This is a genomic window from Azonexus sp. IMCC34842 (assembly GCF_050368855.1).
GTDB classification, from domain to species: Bacteria; Pseudomonadota; Gammaproteobacteria; order Burkholderiales; family Rhodocyclaceae; genus Azonexus; species Azonexus denitrificans_A.
Map to the genome: position 1 here is coordinate 3,964,185 of NZ_CP178449.1, position 16,977 is coordinate 3,981,161.

A 16,977-nucleotide genomic window follows, 5' to 3' on the forward strand; every position below is an offset into this window, starting at 1 on the left:
GGCTCAGGAGCAGAGAAGTCCGCTGTCGAGGAAATGTTCCCACAAAAGCTGCCAGACCGGCCATTCATGGCCGCCGGGAATGGCATGGCGGGCGCTCGGCGGAAAACAGCCGGCGATCTGCTGCATGCCGGCGGCGAAACGATCTTCGCTACCGTAGCCGACAAAGACCGGCAAATCGGCCGGCGGCTTTTGCAGCCAGCGCCAGACGCGGAATTCGGGATCGGCCAGTTGGTCGGGCGTCGCCTGCCAGCTGGCCAGCCCGCCGGCCCGGGCGATGGCGTTGGTGGTCAGCCGGCTGCCCGGATAGGGGGCGAGCAGGCACAGACCGTCGACGCTGCCCGGGGTGTCGGCATGGTGGCCGAGGGCGAGCAGGCCGCCGAGCGAAATGCCGCCCAGCCAGATCTTGGCATAGCCCTGCCGGCGGGCCGGTGCGAGGATTTCCGCCTGCAGCGCCGGCAAGGCCGTGCCGGCGGAAATGGCTTCGAGATCGAGGTCTACCGCCAGCAGGTCATAGGGCAAGCGGCGGGCGCTCAGGGCGGTGAAAAAGCCGGCCGCCGCGAAATCTTCCGGCTGCATGTAGGCGCCGGGCAGCAGCACCATCAGGTTGGTCGCCCCGGTATTTTGGCCGAGGGTGCGCAAGGGCGGGCTCATGCCGCCGTTTCACGTGGAACGAAAATGGCCGCGAACAGCAGCGCCAGGATGGCCCCCGGTCCAACGGTCATCCCGACGGCTTGCAGAACCGGCACTTCGGATAGCGCCAGCGTGCCGAAACCGATCGCCGTGGTCAGGTTGGCGATCAGCATCGAGGCCAGCGTTTCCGGGTCAAGCGGGCGATGTCTTTCGGTCCGGTCGAAGAACAGCGCGTAGTTGGAACCGACGGCGACGATCAGCAGCATGCTGATCAGGTGCAGCAGGTGCAGGCGTTCGCCGAGCAGATGCAGACCGGCGATAACGATCACCACGGCGAGGACCAGCGGCAGCAGCAGCGCCGCCAGCCGGCGCGGCGAGCGCAGGGTCAGGGCGAGCAGCACGGTGATGGCGAGGACGCCGCCCAGGGCGAGCAGCATGGCTTCGTGCAGGTAATCGTTGTAGAGCTTGTCGAATTCGCCCTTCATGTCGATGAACAGCGCCCCGGAACCGGCCAGCGCCGCCCGCAACTGTGCGCTGTCGATGGCCTGCGGCCCGGTGCGCAGCGGCAGCAGGCCGCTCCACCCGGCCGGGTGATTGAGCAGCAGCGCATCGACCGCCAGGGCCAGGCTGCTGCCGGCCAGCGCGTCGCGATTGATGGTCGGCGCCTGGCGGGCATTGTCGACATCGGCGATGAAAGCTTCCAGCTTGTTGGCGGCGAGCGGCGAGTCGACCAGGGCCGCCTGCAGCTTGCGGCGCAAATCGTCGGCCGCCGGCAGGCTGGCCCGCCGCTGCTCCTGTGTTGCCTGGCTGGGCAGGAAGCGGGCCGGGCTGTCGTAGCCGGCGATCAGGCCTTGGGCAACCAGCCGGTCGAGTTGCGCCCCGGTCTTTTCGGCCGCCTGCAGTGCGGCTTCGCGGGTGGCGCCATGGATAACCACCAGATAGCGCGAATCGGGCGCGCTGATGTCGGCGCGCAGGGCCATGTCGACCGCCTGATCGGCCGGACTGACCGGGCTGAGGGCCGACAATTCGGGGTTCCACAGTTGGTCGCGCTGGGTGACCAGCACGGCGGCCGCACCGATGGCCAGCGCCAGCACCGGCCAGCGCAGCACATGCAGGGCCTGGCTGGCGGCGGCCAGGCGCCGGCCGAGCGGCGCCAGGTCGCGCATGCCGATCTGCTCGCCGGTCAGCGGCGGCAGCACGAACCGGGTGACGGCGGCGGCGGCGATCACTCCGGACAGCGCATACAGGCCGAGTTGGGCGAGGCCGGGAAAACCGGAGAAGAGCAAGGCGCCGAATCCGCACACCGAGGTCAGCACGCCGAGGCGGACGGTCGGCCAGAAACGGGCGCGCCAGGCGGCCAGCCCATTGCGTCCGGACTGGACAAAATAATAGATGCCGTAATCGACCGACTCGCCGATCAGCGCCGCACCGAAACCGACGGTGATGCCATAGACCGTGCCGAACAGCAGGCTGACCGCGACGACGCCGGCCAGCGTGCCGGAAACCACGGGCAGCAGGCCGAGTCCGAGCAGGCGGAAGGAACGATAGGTGAACAGCAGCACGGCGACGATGGCGAAGGTGCTGATCAGCGACAGCCGCGCCACTTCGTCCTTGATCGTCGCCCGCGAATTGACGGCGAACAGCCCGGGGCCGGAAAGCTGCAGTTTGGCCTCGGCCAGGCCGACGGCCTGGGCGCTGGCGGCGAACTGCTGGCGGATGGTGTTGAGCGCTGCCTCCTGGCCGTCGGTATCGGAGCCAAGGGCGGCAGTCTGGACCAGCAACATGGCTCGCTCGCCATCGCGCGAAGCCCAGACGCCGTCGCGGCTGTTCGGCTGGGCGCCGGCATTGAGGCCGGCCAGCTGTTCGACCAGTTCGCCGGTCGGGTCGCGCGTCAGCAGCGGCTTGAGCAGCATGCCGGCCGGCGAGGCGAGAAGGTCGATGCTGTTGCCGACGGCGCGGCGCAGGCCCTCTTCCGTGAAACGCTCCGGGCTGACCGCCGGGCTGAGCAGGTAGCGGTGCCGGAACAGGAAGTCGCGATCGGCCGCTTCGCTGCCGGCCTCGCCGTTCTGCACCGAAACGAAAGCCGGCAGCTTGGCCAGTCGGCCGCGTAGTTCGCGTGACAGCGCGGCGCGTTGCGCCGACTCGCCACCGCCGATCGAGACCATCAGCAGCCGGGCGACGGCGCCCTCCTTCAGTTGGTCGACCAGCACCTGCTGCTCGGCGCTCGGATGGGCCGGCAGGAAGAAGGACATGTCGGCGGAAAAGCGGCTGTTCCAGACGATGGCTGCCCCGGCCAGCATGGCCAGCAGCCAGAGCAGGAAGGTGCGGCCGGCCCGGCTCATTTGACCTCGAGCGGTTCGATGCTCAGCACCGAGCGGTCGCCATCGGCCTGCAGGTATTCGATGCTGCGGATCTGGTTCTTGCTGCCGCTGACGACAATGCGCAGAACCAGCGCGGCGATTTTCTGCTCGCTGGGCAGCATGGTGAGTACCCACTTATCTGAAGTGCCCGCCAGATGCAGCAGGTAGTTCTTTTCCAGCGCGGCGCGGTTGCCGGTCAGCGTGCCGCGGATACTGTCGATGAAAGCCAGCGCTTCGGGCTGGTTGCTCAGGTTGATGGTCAGTTTCTGCTTTTCCCGCTCGATGCTCAGCAGCTCCTTGTCGAGCAGCAGCAGTTCGGGCTTGGGCGTCAGGGTGCGCTTTTCCAGCCGGTCGGGGGCGGTGTAGCTCATTTCGCCGGTGGACACGACCGGCTTGTCGAGCAGCGAGATGTACTTCTTCTCGACGAATTTGGCCTTGCCGCCCTTGTGCCGGGCGAGATCGGTCATCAGCTGGCCGACATCGAAGGCGGCAGAGGCCGGTAGGGCAAGGGCGGCCAGCAACAGGCCGGCAAACAGACGATTGATCATTTTTTCTGCCAGAAATCGAAGAAGTTGAACCAATTGTAGGGGGCCAGCCGGCAAAAATGACTCAGTCGCTCGGCATACGCTTGCTGGGCGGCGTGCATCGCCGCCTGGCGGGCTTCGCGCGGCGTGTCCGAGAAATCGGCCAGGGCCTCGAAATGGATCTGGTAGCGATTGCCGCCGAGGTAGAGGCCGGTCATGAAGAAGACCGGGCGGCGCAGCATTGCCGCGATGCGGAAAGGGCCGACCGGAAACGGCGCCATTTCCCCGAGGAAATCGCAATCCACCGTGCTGTCGTCACCCAGGCCGCGGTCGGCCAGCATGCCGACCAGATAGCCTTCGTCGAGCCGGTCGCGGGCCTGCAGCATCGAATCCATGCGGCCGAGCGGAATGATGTCCTCGCTGGCGGCCGGGTTGATCGCGGCCAGCGTGGCGTTGATCTTGCGGGCGTTTTCCTCGTACATCAGCATGGCGATCTTCAGCCCCGCCCTGCCCCGGCCGACGGCGCGCAGCACTTCGAAACTGCCGAGGTGGGCGCCGATCAGCAGGGCGCCGGGCTGCTTTTCCAGCGCGGCATGCAGCGCCTCGGCGCCGATCACTTCGATGTCGAACAGGTCGAAACGGTCGTTCAGCAGGTAGATACGGTCATGAACCGTACTGGCGAAGCTGAGGACATGGCGGAAACCGTCCGACCACTCGGCCCAGCGGCCGAGCGCCCGGTGCAGGTAGGCGCGGCTGAAATTTCGGGCCTTGGGCGCGCACAGCACGTAGTAGGCGGCGATGCCGTAGAGGACGAGCCGGCCGATGCGGCGGCCGAAGGTCAGCGAGATCCAGACCATCAGCCGGAGAATGGCCAGATTGCTTTTTTCCTTCTCCTGCCGCCATTCGGCCCCGCCGGGCTGGTCAGCGGTCATGGCGCGGGTGGCGTCAGGCTGCCGGCGGCGACATCGCGTGTTGCCGCCCGCACCGTGAAGGCAATGGCGCCGCTCGCCTTGCGCTCAAGCGTGAAGGTCAGCACCTCATTCGGGCCGACCGGGCTGAAAAATTTGGCGTTGCCGATCTGCCAATTGTCGACCGGCCGGCCGAGCAGTTGCTCGGCAAAGAGGATCGCGCGGTCGACCAGCACGACGCCCGGCACGATCGGCCGGCCGGGAAAATGGCCGGCAAAGGCCGGATGATCGGCCGGCACGCACCAGTCGAAGTCAGTGCCGGACATCGCTGACCTTGGCGGCGTAAAGCGCCTGCAACTGGTTGCGCGGCAGCTTGCCGGTGGTGTTGCGCGGCAGCGCATCGACAAAGACCAGCGGCCGGGGCAGAAAGATCGGTTCGACCCGCTCGCGTAGTGCGCATAGTACCTGCCGGCTGTTCAGTTCCGGCGCGACGACAAAGGCGCAAAGGCGGGTGATGCCGTCCGGCGTGGCCTCGTCGGGCAGGAAGAAGGCGCCATCGACGACACCGGGAATCGCCGCGATCTGGTGGTTGAGGTAAGCCAGCGAGGTCCGTTTACCGGCAATGTTGACGACATCGGCATGGCGGCCGTGAAGCAGGAAATGCTCGGGGTCGATCAACTCGATGATGTCCGACAGCGGCACCCTGCCCTCGACGTGGCCGCCGAAGGCGGTGGTCAGGTCGTTTTCCTGAGCCAGCCGGACGTCGGCCAGCAAGGTCCAGGCGGGGCCGGCGGTGGTTTGCCGGCTGGCGATCTGGCCGCTCTCCGTCGAGCCGTAGATCTCGAACAGCGGCGCCGCGAAGCGACGCTCGGCCGCCTCGGCCAGTTCCGGCGAAAGCGGCGCGGTGGCCGAGAGCAGCAGGTCGACGGCCGGAAGTTCCAGCCCGGCATTGAGCAGTGCCGCCAGATGAAACGGCGTGGTGACCAGCAGGCGCGGCGCCGGCACGGCTTCGAGGGCGGCGACGATGTCCTGCGGGTAGAACGGCTTGCCCGACCAGAACGGCGCGTTGCCATGCAGGGCGATCAGCGCGGTCGATTCGAAGCCGTAGCTGTGCTGGGCCGGCACGGTGCCGACCACGGAATGCCGTTGGTCGAGCAGGCCGAGGCGCTCGGCGCCGGCCCGGCCGTTTTTGACCAGCCGGCCCCAGTGCTTGTAATGCGGCATCGGCCGGCCGGTCGAGCCGGAGGTGAACAGGCAGGCGGCGATGCGCTCGGCCGGGATGGCGGGGATTTCCGTCACGCTGGCCGGGTCGGCGCCGGCCAGCGCGGGGAAATCGAGGCGCGGCAGGTCGAGACTGTCGAACTCGCTGTCGCACAGACAGAAAACGTCGAGGCAGTCGGTCTGTATCTGGCGCAGCGTTTCGGCCGATTGCGACGAAGGCTGCAGGCTGATCTTCTCGCTGATCAGGCCGGCTGCCAGGCCGACGGTGAAGTGGTAGCGGTCCTGGCAGACATTGAGCAGGTGCCGGCCAGCCGGAAGTTGCCTGGCCAGCGCGTAGACGTCGGCCAGGAAGTCGCGGACCCTGAGCGGCCCGCTCGGGCGCCAGGCAAAAATGTCGTCGAGGCTGGTGTGCCCGAGCAGCGGCACCGAGCTCATGGGTGGTTGGCCAGCGTGTCGGTGCGATGCTGCATCGCGGCGCGGTAGCCGCGAATGGTATCGGCGATGGTGGAGCGGTCGTCTGGCGGCAGGATGCGCTGGCGACAGAGGTGTTCGACGATGAACATCAAGGCGACCATCGGCACGGTCAGCAGATTGGCGAAAATCGACCAGGCAGCCATCTGGCCGAGCCAGAACAGGCCGCTTGAGACGAGCGCGGTGCTCAGGAAGAAGATCGTCCAGGCGATGGTGACTTGCCGGGTGTAGCGGGCCTGGGCGTCGGAAATGGTGCCGCAATGGGCCATCCGGGCGAACTGCGTGACGAGGGATTCGCCGCCGCCGAACAGGCTGCGTCCGAACAGCGTGGCGAGCGCCAGATTGGTCCCGAGATGCTGGATGTAGTAGAGCAGCGGGACGTTCTGGCGGAGCGCCGGCCAGGCCCAGGCGAGCAGTGCGAGGACGGCGAAGCAGCCGAGGGCGATCCACAGCGGGTTGCTGGCCCGCCACAGGAGCATGACGCCGATCGCGACGATCGGCGCGGTGGCCAGGGCGGCGGAGAAATCGCGATTGGCATCGCCGGCGCTGCCGAGGTGGGCGAGCACCGCCCAGGTGATGACGAGGATGATCAGGGCAAGACCGCGCAGGATGATGGCCGGGGTCAGTTTCATTTCGTCCGCTGGCTGGCGATGTGGCTGGCCAGCGTGCGCAGCGAGGTGAAGATGCGCACGTTATCCTGGTTGTCGGAACGCAGCTGGAAACCATAGCGCTTGGAAATGACCAAGGCGATTTCCAGCACGTCGATCGAGTCGAGGCCCAGGCCTTCGCCGAACAGCGGCGCATCGGCTTCGATTTCGCCGGCCGCCACCTCGAGATTGAGCGCCGTAACGATCAGCTCGGCAACTTCCGGCAGTAGCGCTTCGACGGTTTCCGGGGAGATTTCTTGGGGCATGGCAGGACTTCCGTGGGGTTAGGCTGGGGCGCGGAACGCGAGTACCGCGTTGCTGCCGCCAAAGGCAAAGGAGTTCGACAAGGCGGCCCGCAACGGCTGGTCGCGTCGGACGCTGCGCACGTGGTCGACCCCGATGCAGGCCGGGTCGAGCGTGGCGAGATGGGCGGTCGGTGGAATGGCCTGGTCGCGCAGGGCGAGTACCGTGACGATGGCCTCGATGGCGCCGGCGGCACCGAGCTGGTGGCCGTGCATCGATTTGGTGGCGCTGATCGGCAGGCGGCTGGCCCGTTCGCCGAATACTGCCCGGAGCGCCGCCACTTCGACCGGATCGCCTTCGGCGGTGGCCGTGCCATGGGCATTGACGTAATCGATGTCGGCCGGCGCCAGGCCGCCGTCGGCCAGCGCGGCGTTGAGCGCCCGGACCTGGCCGGCCGCTTCCGGACGGACCAGGTGGCTGTGGTCGCAACTCGTGCCGTAGCCGACCAGTTCGCCGTGGATGCGGGCGCCGCGGGCGACGGCATGGGCCCAGTCTTCAAGGACCAGGGCCGCCCCGCCCTCGGCCAGGACCAGGCCGGTGCGGTCGGCGCTGAACGGCCGACAGGCTTGCGGGGAGGTCTGTTCGTCACCGCTGGCCATGACGCGCAACGCTTCCCAGGCCCGGGCGACGCCGTAGGCCTGCGGTGCATCGGAACCACCGGTCAGCATCACCGGCGCCTCACCGCTGCGCACGCGGCGGAAGGCTTCGCCGATGGCGATGGCCGACGAGGCACAGGCCACGGTGTGGCTCATGCTGACGCCGCCGAGGCCTAGCTGGATCGAAATGTGGGCGTTGGCCGCGTTGTTCATGCCGAGAATGACGGAAAGCGGCGAGACCCGCTCGCGGCCGTTCTGCCACAACTCGCGGTAGCCTTTTTCGTAGGCCAGTGTGCCGCCCAGCGCCGTGCCCCAGGCGACTCCCCAGTTGTCGCGGTTTTCCGGAAACTGGCCGCGCGTCAGGCCGGCATCTTCCCAGGCGCTGAAGGCGGCGGCGGTGCCGAGCTGGGCGAAGCGGTCCATCGTCCCGGCCAGCGCCCGACCGAGCGTCGTCTCGGCACTGAAGCCGGGACAGCTGACGAAGGGAATGCGCAACGGCCGGGGAACGTCGTCGGTGTGGAGAAAACGGACCGCCGACTCACCGGCCAGCAGGCGCGCGAAAAAATCCGGCAGATCGCCGCCGTAGGGGCTGACGAGCCCCAGCCCGGTAATGGCCACCCGACGCTGGTTCATGCTTCAGCTTTGTTCGCTGCGCAGCCGGTCCATCAGCGCAGCCATTTCGCCGACCGTCTCGGGGCTTTTCAGATCTTTGGAGAGGGTGATGCCGAAACGGTCTTCAAATTCGAACATCAATTCGAGCATCATCAGCGAATCGACGCCGAGTGTAGCGAGCGGGGCTTCGGGAGTGACCTTGTCGGGCGTCGTGCCGAGCCGGTCCTGGAGAAAATCGCGTATCAGGCTAAGGGATTCCATGGTCGGCGCATTTTAGCGCAAGGCCTTCTTTTTACAAAAGTTAGCGGCGCTTTTCGCGATTCGCCAAAGATCGCCGCAGGCGGCCGGCCGGGTTGGCCAGCGAACGGCTACAGACGCTCCAGCGACTGCAGGAACGCCGCGGCGTTCTGGAAGCCGACTACCCGGACGGCCTTGACTTCCTTGCCCTGTTTGTCGAAAAACAGGATACCCGGCGGGCCGTAGAGATTGAAACGGGCGAGCAGCGCCTTGTGCTCGGCGGTGTTGCCGGTGACGTCGGCCTTGAGCAGCTTGAAGCCGGCCAGCTTGGCCTGCACCGCCGCCTCGGAGAAGGTAAACCGCTCCATTTCCTTGCACGACACGCACCAGTCAGCATAGAAATCGAGCATTACCGGTTGCCCGGCGGCCATCACTTTGCTTTCCAGTTCGGCCAGCGAGGCGACTGGTTCGAACGACAGTTTCTTGATCTCCGTCGCCTGGGCCTGGCCGCGCAGCCCGGCCAGCGGCTGCAGCGGGTCGCGGCTGCCGGCCAGGGCGCCGAGCAGCAAGGCGGCGCCGGTCAGCAGCATGACGATGCCGATGCCTTTCCAGAAGCGATGCCAGCCCTTGGCGTGCGGCGGCAGCGGGTCGAGCGCATGCAGGTAGATGGCCGGGATGATCAGCAGCGCCGCCCAGGCCAGCATTTCGACAACGGCTGGGATGACCGGCGCGATCAGCCAGATGGCGGTGGCCAGCAGCAACACGCCGAAGGCTTTCTTGACGGCTTCCATCCACGGCCCGGTTTTCGGCAGCAACGAACCGCCGGCGACGCCGACCGCGATCAGCGGCGCGCCCATGCCCAGGGCCATGACGAACAGCGCGGTGCCGCCGAGTACGGCATCGCCGGTCTGGCCGATGTAGAGCAAGGCGCCGGCGAGCGGTGCGGCGACGCAGGGACCGACGATCAAAGCCGACAGGGCGCCCATCAGGAAGACGCCGATACCGCGCCCGCCCTGCAGGTGGCCCGCTTCGTCCGACAATTTGCTTTGCAGCGAACTGGGCAGTTGCAGCTCGTAGAAGCCGAACATCGAGAACGACAAGACCACGAAAACCAGCGCAAAGCTGCTCAGTACCCAGGCATTCTGCAGCGCGGCGGAAAGCAGCGTGCCGGTCAGGCCGGCAGCGACGCCGGCTGCGGCGTAGGTCACCGCCATCCCGAGGACGTAGGTGAGCGACAGGGCCAAGCCCCGGCCGTGCGATATCTTGTGGCCTTGTCCGGCGATGATGCCCGAGAGGATGGGAATCATCGGGAAGACGCAGGGGGTCAGCGACAAGCCAAGGCCGGCCAGGAAAAAGAAGGCGAGAATGGCCCAGAAGCCGGCATTCTTCAGCGTATTGGCGATCGTGCCGCTTTCGTTGCCGTCGGTTGCCGCGGCGCCGCCAGCTGCCGCCGGTGTGCTGGCCGGATCGGGCAATTCGAGGCTGACCGGCTGGGTTTGCGGCGGATAGCAGACGCCGGCATCGGCACAGCCTTGCGAGGTGACGTTCAGCTTGAGCGGCAAGGCGCCCGAGGCATTGCGTGCGACCGGTACGCGAATGGCTACCGTCTTGTAATAGACCTCGACCTTGCCGAAATTCTCGTCGTCCTTTTCCTTGCCCTTGGGAATCTGCAGTTCGCCCAGTGTCGCGGCTTCGCCTTCGACGGCGACCCGGAAGGCATGCCGGTACAGGTAATAGCCTTTGGCGATCGCGTAGGTGACTTCGACGGTTTGCCCATCGAGGGCGCGCGCCGACGGTTTGAAGGCGACAGCCGGATCGAGAAATTCGTCGGCATGGGCCAGCGAGAACAGCAAGGAAAAGAGGAGGAATAGGCTGCGCATGGTCATTGGACGGTTTCTGCCGCCACCCAGTTCAAGTACTCAGGCAAGCCGTGGCTGACCGGTAGCGCGATGATTTCCGGAATGGCGTGCGGGTGCAGTTCGCGGATGGCTGTTTCCAGCGCGGCATAGCGCTCGGCGCTGGTCTTGATGAACAGCGGAATTTCGGTGGCCGATTCGACGACGCCCTGCCAGCGGTAAAGCGACTGGACGCGTGGCAGGATATTGACGCAGGCGGCCAGTTTGGCCTCGACCAGGGCCAGCGCGATGGCGTTGGCGGTTTCTTCGTCGGGACAATTGGTAATGACGAGCAGGGTTTCCATCAGCGAACTCTATTTGAGGAGCCGGCGGCGGGTCAGCCGTAGCGCAATGGCGAAGGCTACGACGGTGGTGCCGAGCAAGGCCATGATATGGATCAGGGCGTCGGTTGGCACCTGGCCGGCGAGCAGTGGGCGGACCAGGGCAACGCCCTGGGCGAGCGGCAGCCAGGCGCCGATCATGGCCAGCCAGCCGGGCAGTTGATCGGTCGGGAAAAAGACGCCGGAAATCAGCGTCATCGGCGTGATGAACAGCGTGAAGTAATACATGAAGAAATCGTAGGACGGGGCCAGCGCATTCCAGATCAGGCCGAGCGCGGCAAAGGCCAGGCCGGTCAGGACGATGGCCGGCAGCGCCCAGAGCAGCATCGGGCCGTGGGTCAGGCCGAGGGCGGTGATGACGACGAGAATGGCGGCGCCGGAAAACAGCGACTTGGTCGCCGCCCAGAACAGTTCGCCAGCGACCACATCGGTCAGACCGAGCGGTGTGTTGAGGATGGCGTCCCAGGTTTTCTGGACGTGCATTCGGGAAAAGGACGAATACAGGGCCTCGAAGGTCGCGGCATTCATCGTCGAGGCACAAACGGTGCCGCCGGCCAGGAAGGCGACATAGGACTGGCCGTCGATGTTCGGCAGCATGGCGCCCAGACCGTAGCCGAGGCCGAGCATGTAGATCAGCGGATCGGCCAGATTGCCGAGGATGGAGGGGATGGCCAGCTTTTTCCAGACCAGGAAATTGCGCCGCCAGATGGGGAGCCAGTTGAACAGTTGCATCAGTCCCGGAGCTCCCGGCCGGTTAGTTTGATAAATACGTCTTCGAGATTGGAGGCGCGATGGACGTAACGCAAACCGCTGGCCAGGGCCAGTCGGGCGAGCAGCTCGTGCGGCGCACGGCAGTAGAAGAAGGCCGTTTCGCCGCTGCTCTCGACCCGCTCGGCCAGTTGGCGGTGTGCTTCGACAAAGCCCGGCAGGTCGCCGCCGGCCTCGTCGTAGACCTCGATGACCTGCGGTTCGATCTGCTCGGCAATCAGCTGGCGCGGGCTGCCTTCGGCGATCTTGCGACCGTGGTCGATGACGATCAGCGAGTCGCACAGGCGCTCCGCCTCGTCCATGAAATGGGTGGTCAGGATCAGCGTCTTGCCGGCCGACTTCAGTTGTTTCAGGCGATCCCAGATCAGGTGACGGGCCTGTGGATCGAGGCCGGTCGTCGGTTCGTCGAGGAAAATGATGTCGGGGTTGTTGACCAGGGCGCGGGCCAGGGTCAGCCGGCGCTTCATGCCGCCGGACAGCGTCGAGATGCGGGCGTCGGCCTTGCTGCCGAGGCTGGCGAAGTCGAGCAGTTGCGGGATGCGGGCCTTGATCTCGGGTTCGGGAATGCCAAAGTAGCGGCCGAAGACGAGCAGGTTTTCGCTCGCCGAGAAGTCCGGATCGAGGTTGTCGAACTGCGGCACGACGCCAACCCGTGCCCTCGCCCGCTGGGCATCCTGGGGAATGGCGCAGTTGTTGAGGGTGATTTCGCCGCTGTCCGGAGCGGTCAAGCCGAGGCAGAGGCGCAAGGTTGTCGTCTTGCCGGCGCCGTTCGGGCCGAGCAGGCCGAAGCAGGTACCCGGTTCGACGGCGAAGGACAGCCCGTCGACCACCGCGGTGCCGGCATAGGTCTTGCGAAGGTTGACGACGCCTAGTGTCGCCATGCGCGGGTGATGATGTCGCGGATCAGGTGCAGGCGACGATGGAAAAAGTGGTCGGCGCCGGGCACGATGACGACGGGCAGGTCGAGCGGTTGCGCCCAGTCAAAGACATTGGCCGGCGGTACGGTTTCGTCGGCCGAGCCGTGAATGACAATGGTGTCGTGCGGCACGGCTTCGGTGTCGTACTGACGGGTGCCTTCGACGAAGCCGGCGGCGGTGCCGACCAGCACCAGGCGCTGGGCCGGGTGCCCGGCTTCGGCCAGCCGTTTGGCCACGCGCGTCTGGCAGTAGGCGCCGAAGGAAAAGCCGGCCAGCGCCACCGGCAGGTCGCCGCAGCGGCACTTGGCATCCTGCAGAACGGCCAGCAGGTCGTCGGTTTCACCGCGGCCTTCGTCATGGACGCCTTCAGTGCCGCCGACGCCGCGGAAATTCGGCCGAAAAGCGGCATAGCCGAGACTGACGAACGTGCGGGCCAGCGTGTAGGCCACCTTGTTGGTATTGGCGCCGCCACCGATCGGATGCGGATGGGCGATCAGCGCGATGCCGCGCGGCGCATCCGGCCGTTCCATGATGACGTCGATCTTGCCGGCTGGGCCGTCGATCAGGATTTTTTCTTCCAGCGCTCTCATATTTTCAGGCGTTCGACGATGCGATCGTTAAGCAGGTGTTCGTTGATGATTTCCTCGACATCTTCCTTGTCGAAGTAGGAATACCAGACTTCTTCGGGGTACACGACCATCACCGGCCCCTGATCGCAACGGCCGAGGCAGCCGGCCTTGTTGATACGAATCTGGCCGGCACCATTCTTTTTCAGGGCGCCAATGCGGTCCTTGGCGAAGGCGAACATTTCGGTTCCGCCGACGGCATTGCAGCATTGCTCGTTGGCTTCGCGCTGGTTGCAGCAGAAAAAGACGTGGTGTTTGAAATAGCTCATCCGGTTTCTCCATGGGGGAAGAACATTATAGGCGGTCCCGTTTCACGTGGAACGCTACGGTTTACGGCTGGTTAGCAGCAAGAATGGCAAGGTCAGGAAAGGCCATAGCGTGGCGACCAGCCGGGTCAGACCGTTGAAATTGAGAAAGTGTCCCTGCCGCCAGGTGGCCAGCGCCGCCGTCGAATACGGGTTGGGCGGCGCCAGGTTGACCAGCACGGCGCCGGCCATCAGCGCCAGCGCCGCCAGCATCAGGCGCGGAGTAGCCGGCAGGGCCAGGGCGACGGCCAAACCGAGTCCGCCGATCAGCAAGCCGTTCTGGGCGCCCGGCGTCAGCCAGGCCAGCGCCTCGCCCGGACTGATCAGAACGGCGGCGGCCAGCGTGCGTACGATCAGCCCGAGGAGCAGGAAGAGCGGCACGATCAGGTAGGCAACCGTCCACCGGATGCAGAGCAGGCGCAGGATCAGGCCGACGGCAAGGGCGTTGAGGGCGGTGATGCTGGTTTCGATGACGACGAAACTGTCGGCTGCAAACGGCATCGCGCCAGTAAAGCCGAGCCACTGGCGCAGATCGCCGGCGCCGAAGAGCAAGGTTTCCGGCGACAGCGGGACGAGCAGCCAGAGGCCGAGCAGGGTCAGGCCGAGTTCGGCGTGCCGCACCGGTGCGATCAGTTGCTGTTCAAGCGCGGCGATGCGGGCAAAAATCCGCGGCCCGACCCATTGCGCCCAGATCGCGCCGAGTAGGCCGCCCAGAGTGTTGCAAGCCAGATCGACATTGGACGGCACGCGCGAGGGGAGCCAGGTTTGTACCGTTTCCAGCCCGAAGCTGACGCCGCCGGCCAGCAGCACGGCGAGGATCGGTGCCGTAAAGCGACCCGGCAGACCGCGCAGCGCCAGGGTCAGGAAGAAACCGAGCGGCAGGTATACGGCGACGTTGGCCGCCAGATCGAAGCCGGTCCAGTAGCGCGGCCAGCCGCCGTCGAGGAAGGCGATCGGCGAAACCCCGGTATCGCGCCAGCCGCTGAACGGGTGCAGGCTGCCGTAAACGACCAGCCCGCACCAGGCAAGGGCCAGGTAACGGGCAAGAAGAATGGGGCCGCGCGTGTTCATGAGCCCGATTGTATGTCAGTGCAAATGCGCGTGATCGGCCGCGTGGTGGGTTTCCGCCGCTGCCCGGTGATGCAGGGCCTGATGGACATCGGCATGCGGTGTTGGGCGGCCGACCCATTGCGGCAGCAGCGAGCCGCCGATCATGCCGATGATGCTGACGCCCAGTCCGATCAATTGGGGCGGCACCAGACTGGCGTCGCCGACCAGCAACTCGATTACCAGCCACGCGCTGACGCCGCCGATGATCGCTGCCAAGGCGCCCTGGGTGGTGCCGCGCGACCAGTAGGCGCCGAAGAAGAGCGGCACGAAAGCGCCGGCCAGCGTGATCTTGTAGGCGCTTTCCACCATCTTGAAGATCGAGGCCTGGCTGGACAGCGCAAAGCCAAGCACCAGGCAGGCGAAACAGACCATGGTGATGCGCATCATGCGGAGCAGCCCACGGTCGTTGATCGCCGGGTAGATGTTGCGCAGGATGTTTTCCGAAAAAGATACCGACGGGGCGAGCAGTGTCGCCGACGAACAGGCCATGATCGCCGCCAGCACGGCGCCAAAGAAGATGGCCTGGGCAAAGATCGGCGTGTGCTGCAGGACCAGCGTCGGCAGGACGAGCTGGGAATCGTTCTGGATCAGGCCGGTGAATTGGAGCGGGTTGATCAGGGTCGCCGAATAGGCGATGAACATCGGCACGAAGGTGAAGCAGAAATACAGGACGCCGCCGAGCATCGATGCGTAGATGGCAACGCGCGCGCTCTTCGCCGAGGTGACGCGCTGGAAGACGTCCTGCTGCGGAATCGAGCCGAGCATCATGGTCAGCCAGGCGCCCACGAAGGCCAGCCATTCGACCCAGTTGCCGCGCGGGAAAAAGTCGAGCTTGCCGGCCGCCGAGGCGTGGCTGATGACGGCCTGGACGCCGCCGGTCATGCCCGAGACGAGATAGCCGATGAACAGCATGCCGCCCATGACGACGCCCATCTGGACGAAATCGAGAATGGCCACCGAGAACATGCCGCCAAAGGTGGTGTAGGTGAGCACGATGGCGGTGCCCAGCACCATGCCGAGTTGCTGGCTGATTGCCCCGTCGGTGACGACGTTGAAGACCAGGCCGAGCGCCTTGATCTGGGCCGAGACCCAGCCTAGGTAGGAGATCACGATGCACAGCGTGGCAAGGATTTCGACCGTGCGGTTGTAACGCATGCGGAAAAAGTCGCCGAGCGTCAGGACATTGAGCTTGTAGATCTTGGTGCCGTAAAAGATGCCGGCGATGACCAGGCACAGGCTGGCGCCGAAAGGATCGGCGACGACGCCGCGCAGGCCGTCCTTGACGAAGGTGGCGGATACCCCGAACACCGCCTCGGCGCCGAACCAGGTGGCAAAAACCGTCGCGGTGACGACCGGCAACGGCAGGCTGCGGCCGGCGACGGCGAAATCCTTGGCGTTATGGACGCGGGTGGCGGCGTAAAGGCCGATGCCGATCGAGGCGAGCAGATAGAGAACGACGAACCAGATCAGCATGATTCTGCAGGCAGCCGGGGCAAGGGATTGAAAACGCAGGAATTATAAGGTTTTCAGACCCTAGAACGGCGGGCGGCGGTGAAAACGCATCGGCACCGCGGTCAACGGGTGGATAAAGGCCAGATCCATGGCGTGCAGCAGCAGACGCTCCGCCGCCGCAGTGGCCGAGCCGCCATACAGGTCGTCGCCGAGAATCGGGTGGCCGAGCGCCGCCATATGGACGCGTAGCTGGTGCGTCCGGCCGGTGACCGGCTCCAGTTCGACGCGCGTGGTTCCGGCTTGCGGATCCTGGCTCTGCCGGCGAAATTTGGTCTGTGAACTCTTGCCCTGGTCGAAATCGACTATTTGTCGGGGGCGATTTGGCCAGTCGCAGATCAGCGGCAGGTCGATCTCGCCGGTTTCTTCGGCGAGCAGGCCGGCAACCACGGCAATGTAGCGCTTGTCGACCTGGCGTTCGCGAAACAGCCGGGAAAGCTGGCTCTGCATCAATTCGCCACGCGCCAGCAAGAGCAGGCCGGAAGTCGACATGTCCAGCCGGTGAACGATCAGCGCGTCGGGATATTCCCTTTGCACCCGGAGCGCCAGGCAATCCTGCTTGTCGGCGCCGCGCCCGGGAACGGAAAGCAGGCCGGCCGGCTTGTCGACGACGATCAGGCTGGCGTCGGCGAAAACGATCTGCAAGCCGGTGTCGGGCGGCGGGCTATAGATGCTCAGCGTAGCCATGATTCAAGCCGGACGCTGCACTGGGCGTCGCGAAAAGCCTGCGGTTCGCGGAGCCAGGCCTTGCCGGGCGAGGTCTGCGCGCAGACCCGCGCCTCGCTGACGCTACTGGCCCACCAGTACCACGGGGCCGGTCGGGCCTGGGCCATGGTCGAGAGCGCGGCAATGAAAATGAATAGCAGCAGCTTGGTACGCATGTCGGGGAGAGAGAAGAATCTTCTTGCCAAGTGATTGCAGTATCGATACTGTATTTATAACCAGTATTCTGGTGGCCCGTTTTCAGGGTGAGCGAAATATACCCCGTGTCACCGCA

General features: G+C 65.8%; 20 protein-coding genes. All 20 read right to left on the minus strand.

Translation table 11 applies throughout. The features are described 5' to 3' along the window. Positions 1-3: 3 nt before the first annotated feature. Positions 4-651 carry an alpha/beta fold hydrolase gene (locus tag ACLIKD_RS18830; protein WP_428826228.1) on the minus strand — a complete coding sequence of 216 codons (648 nt, stop codon included), beginning with the start codon at positions 649-651 and terminating at the stop codon, positions 4-6. After that, positions 648-2,972, minus strand: a complete 2,325-nt coding sequence (locus tag ACLIKD_RS18835) for an MMPL family transporter (RefSeq protein ID WP_428826229.1) — start codon at positions 2,970-2,972, stop codon at positions 648-650. The genes ACLIKD_RS18830 and ACLIKD_RS18835 overlap by 4 nt, the downstream gene beginning before the upstream one ends. Further along, positions 2,969-3,538, minus strand: coding sequence for a LolA-related protein (locus tag ACLIKD_RS18840; protein WP_428826230.1), 570 nt, complete (start codon positions 3,536-3,538; stop codon positions 2,969-2,971). Before ACLIKD_RS18840 ends, ACLIKD_RS18835 begins: the two co-directional genes overlap by 4 nt. After that, positions 3,535-4,446, minus strand: coding sequence for an acyl-CoA synthetase (locus ACLIKD_RS18845; protein ID WP_428826231.1), 912 nt, complete (start codon positions 4,444-4,446; stop codon positions 3,535-3,537). Before ACLIKD_RS18845 ends, ACLIKD_RS18840 begins: the two co-directional genes overlap by 4 nt. Continuing rightward, positions 4,443-4,748, minus strand: coding sequence for a hypothetical protein (locus ACLIKD_RS18850; RefSeq protein WP_428826232.1), 306 nt, complete (start codon positions 4,746-4,748; stop codon positions 4,443-4,445). The genes ACLIKD_RS18845 and ACLIKD_RS18850 overlap by 4 nt, the downstream gene beginning before the upstream one ends. Further along, a complete protein-coding gene (locus tag ACLIKD_RS18855) occupies positions 4,735-6,078 on the minus strand; it encodes an AMP-binding protein (RefSeq protein WP_428826233.1) in 1,344 nt (447 codons plus the stop codon). The genes ACLIKD_RS18850 and ACLIKD_RS18855 overlap by 14 nt, the downstream gene beginning before the upstream one ends. Next, a complete protein-coding gene (locus ACLIKD_RS18860; protein WP_428826234.1) occupies positions 6,075-6,746 on the minus strand; it encodes a hypothetical protein in 672 nt (223 codons plus the stop codon). The genes ACLIKD_RS18855 and ACLIKD_RS18860 overlap by 4 nt, the downstream gene beginning before the upstream one ends. After that, positions 6,743-7,027 carry a phosphopantetheine-binding protein gene (locus ACLIKD_RS18865; protein WP_226417769.1) on the minus strand — a complete coding sequence of 95 codons (285 nt, stop codon included), beginning with the start codon at positions 7,025-7,027 and terminating at the stop codon, positions 6,743-6,745. Before ACLIKD_RS18865 ends, ACLIKD_RS18860 begins: the two co-directional genes overlap by 4 nt. Before the next feature lie 18 nt (positions 7,028-7,045). Then, positions 7,046-8,293, minus strand: coding sequence for a beta-ketoacyl-[acyl-carrier-protein] synthase family protein (locus tag ACLIKD_RS18870; protein WP_428826235.1), 1,248 nt, complete (start codon positions 8,291-8,293; stop codon positions 7,046-7,048). A 3-nt stretch (positions 8,294-8,296) separates the two neighbouring features. Continuing rightward, on the minus strand, positions 8,297-8,533 hold the full coding sequence (locus ACLIKD_RS18875) for an acyl carrier protein (protein ID WP_226417767.1): 237 nt from the start codon (positions 8,531-8,533) through the stop codon (positions 8,297-8,299). A gap of 107 nt (positions 8,534-8,640) precedes the next feature. Then, positions 8,641-10,395 (minus strand): protein-disulfide reductase DsbD, encoded by a 1,755-nt coding sequence (locus tag ACLIKD_RS18880; protein ID WP_428826236.1) that lies wholly within the window; start codon positions 10,393-10,395, stop codon positions 8,641-8,643. Then, positions 10,392-10,709, minus strand: a complete 318-nt coding sequence (gene cutA, locus ACLIKD_RS18885) for a divalent-cation tolerance protein CutA (RefSeq protein ID WP_428826237.1) — start codon at positions 10,707-10,709, stop codon at positions 10,392-10,394. The genes ACLIKD_RS18880 and cutA overlap by 4 nt, the downstream gene beginning before the upstream one ends. Positions 10,710-10,718: 9 nt before the next feature. Next, complete coding sequence (locus ACLIKD_RS18890; RefSeq protein ID WP_428826238.1) at positions 10,719-11,477, minus strand: ABC transporter permease; 759 nt, start codon at positions 11,475-11,477, stop codon at positions 10,719-10,721. Continuing rightward, positions 11,477-12,394: an ATP-binding cassette domain-containing protein gene (locus tag ACLIKD_RS18895; protein WP_226417764.1), complete on the minus strand. Its 918-nt coding sequence runs from the start codon at positions 12,392-12,394 to the stop codon at positions 11,477-11,479. Before ACLIKD_RS18895 ends, ACLIKD_RS18890 begins: the two co-directional genes overlap by 1 nt. Further along, positions 12,382-13,020, minus strand: a complete 639-nt coding sequence (locus ACLIKD_RS18900; RefSeq protein ID WP_226417763.1) for an alpha/beta hydrolase — start codon at positions 13,018-13,020, stop codon at positions 12,382-12,384. The genes ACLIKD_RS18895 and ACLIKD_RS18900 overlap by 13 nt, the downstream gene beginning before the upstream one ends. Next, positions 13,017-13,325 carry a (2Fe-2S) ferredoxin domain-containing protein gene (locus ACLIKD_RS18905; protein WP_226417762.1) on the minus strand — a complete coding sequence of 103 codons (309 nt, stop codon included), beginning with the start codon at positions 13,323-13,325 and terminating at the stop codon, positions 13,017-13,019. Before ACLIKD_RS18905 ends, ACLIKD_RS18900 begins: the two co-directional genes overlap by 4 nt. 54 nt (positions 13,326-13,379) lie before the next feature. Continuing rightward, positions 13,380-14,432 carry a VanZ family protein gene (locus ACLIKD_RS18910; RefSeq protein WP_428826239.1) on the minus strand — a complete coding sequence of 351 codons (1,053 nt, stop codon included), beginning with the start codon at positions 14,430-14,432 and terminating at the stop codon, positions 13,380-13,382. A 15-nt stretch (positions 14,433-14,447) separates the two neighbouring features. Next, on the minus strand, positions 14,448-15,944 hold the full coding sequence (locus ACLIKD_RS18915; RefSeq protein WP_428826240.1) for a sodium:solute symporter family protein: 1,497 nt from the start codon (positions 15,942-15,944) through the stop codon (positions 14,448-14,450). 60 nt (positions 15,945-16,004) lie between these two features. Next, positions 16,005-16,667: an RluA family pseudouridine synthase gene (locus ACLIKD_RS18920; RefSeq protein ID WP_428826241.1), complete on the minus strand. Its 663-nt coding sequence runs from the start codon at positions 16,665-16,667 to the stop codon at positions 16,005-16,007. Beyond that, complete coding sequence (locus ACLIKD_RS18925; protein ID WP_226417758.1) at positions 16,655-16,891, minus strand: hypothetical protein; 237 nt, start codon at positions 16,889-16,891, stop codon at positions 16,655-16,657. The genes ACLIKD_RS18920 and ACLIKD_RS18925 overlap by 13 nt, the downstream gene beginning before the upstream one ends. Positions 16,892-16,977 lie beyond the last annotated feature (86 nt).

Excerpts from the sequence above, each read along its gene's own strand:
- ACLIKD_RS18830 (WP_428826228.1), bottom strand. The coding sequence starts at position 651 with ATGAGCCCGCCCTTGCGCACCCTCGGCCAAAATACCGGGGCGACCAAC.
- ACLIKD_RS18835 (WP_428826229.1), bottom strand. The coding sequence starts at position 2,972 with ATGAGCCGGGCCGGCCGCACCTTCCTGCTCTGGCTGCTGGCCATGCTG.
- ACLIKD_RS18840 (WP_428826230.1), bottom strand. The coding sequence starts at position 3,538 with ATGATCAATCGTCTGTTTGCCGGCCTGTTGCTGGCCGCCCTTGCCCTA.
- ACLIKD_RS18845 (WP_428826231.1), bottom strand. The coding sequence starts at position 4,446 with ATGACCGCTGACCAGCCCGGCGGGGCCGAATGGCGGCAGGAGAAGGAA.
- ACLIKD_RS18850 (WP_428826232.1), bottom strand. The coding sequence starts at position 4,748 with ATGTCCGGCACTGACTTCGACTGGTGCGTGCCGGCCGATCATCCGGCC.
- ACLIKD_RS18855 (WP_428826233.1), bottom strand. The coding sequence starts at position 6,078 with ATGAGCTCGGTGCCGCTGCTCGGGCACACCAGCCTCGACGACATTTTT.
- ACLIKD_RS18860 (WP_428826234.1), bottom strand. The coding sequence starts at position 6,746 with ATGAAACTGACCCCGGCCATCATCCTGCGCGGTCTTGCCCTGATCATC.
- ACLIKD_RS18865 (WP_226417769.1), bottom strand. The coding sequence starts at position 7,027 with ATGCCCCAAGAAATCTCCCCGGAAACCGTCGAAGCGCTACTGCCGGAA.
- ACLIKD_RS18870 (WP_428826235.1), bottom strand. The coding sequence starts at position 8,293 with ATGAACCAGCGTCGGGTGGCCATTACCGGGCTGGGGCTCGTCAGCCCC.
- ACLIKD_RS18875 (WP_226417767.1), bottom strand. The coding sequence starts at position 8,533 with ATGGAATCCCTTAGCCTGATACGCGATTTTCTCCAGGACCGGCTCGGC.
- ACLIKD_RS18880 (WP_428826236.1), bottom strand. The coding sequence starts at position 10,395 with ATGACCATGCGCAGCCTATTCCTCCTCTTTTCCTTGCTGTTCTCGCTG.
- cutA (WP_428826237.1), bottom strand. The coding sequence starts at position 10,709 with ATGGAAACCCTGCTCGTCATTACCAATTGTCCCGACGAAGAAACCGCC.
- ACLIKD_RS18890 (WP_428826238.1), bottom strand. The coding sequence starts at position 11,477 with ATGCAACTGTTCAACTGGCTCCCCATCTGGCGGCGCAATTTCCTGGTC.
- ACLIKD_RS18895 (WP_226417764.1), bottom strand. The coding sequence starts at position 12,394 with ATGGCGACACTAGGCGTCGTCAACCTTCGCAAGACCTATGCCGGCACC.
- ACLIKD_RS18900 (WP_226417763.1), bottom strand. The coding sequence starts at position 13,020 with ATGAGAGCGCTGGAAGAAAAAATCCTGATCGACGGCCCAGCCGGCAAG.
- ACLIKD_RS18905 (WP_226417762.1), bottom strand. The coding sequence starts at position 13,325 with ATGAGCTATTTCAAACACCACGTCTTTTTCTGCTGCAACCAGCGCGAA.
- ACLIKD_RS18910 (WP_428826239.1), bottom strand. The coding sequence starts at position 14,432 with ATGAACACGCGCGGCCCCATTCTTCTTGCCCGTTACCTGGCCCTTGCC.
- ACLIKD_RS18915 (WP_428826240.1), bottom strand. The coding sequence starts at position 15,944 with ATGCTGATCTGGTTCGTCGTTCTCTATCTGCTCGCCTCGATCGGCATC.
- ACLIKD_RS18920 (WP_428826241.1), bottom strand. The coding sequence starts at position 16,667 with ATGGCTACGCTGAGCATCTATAGCCCGCCGCCCGACACCGGCTTGCAG.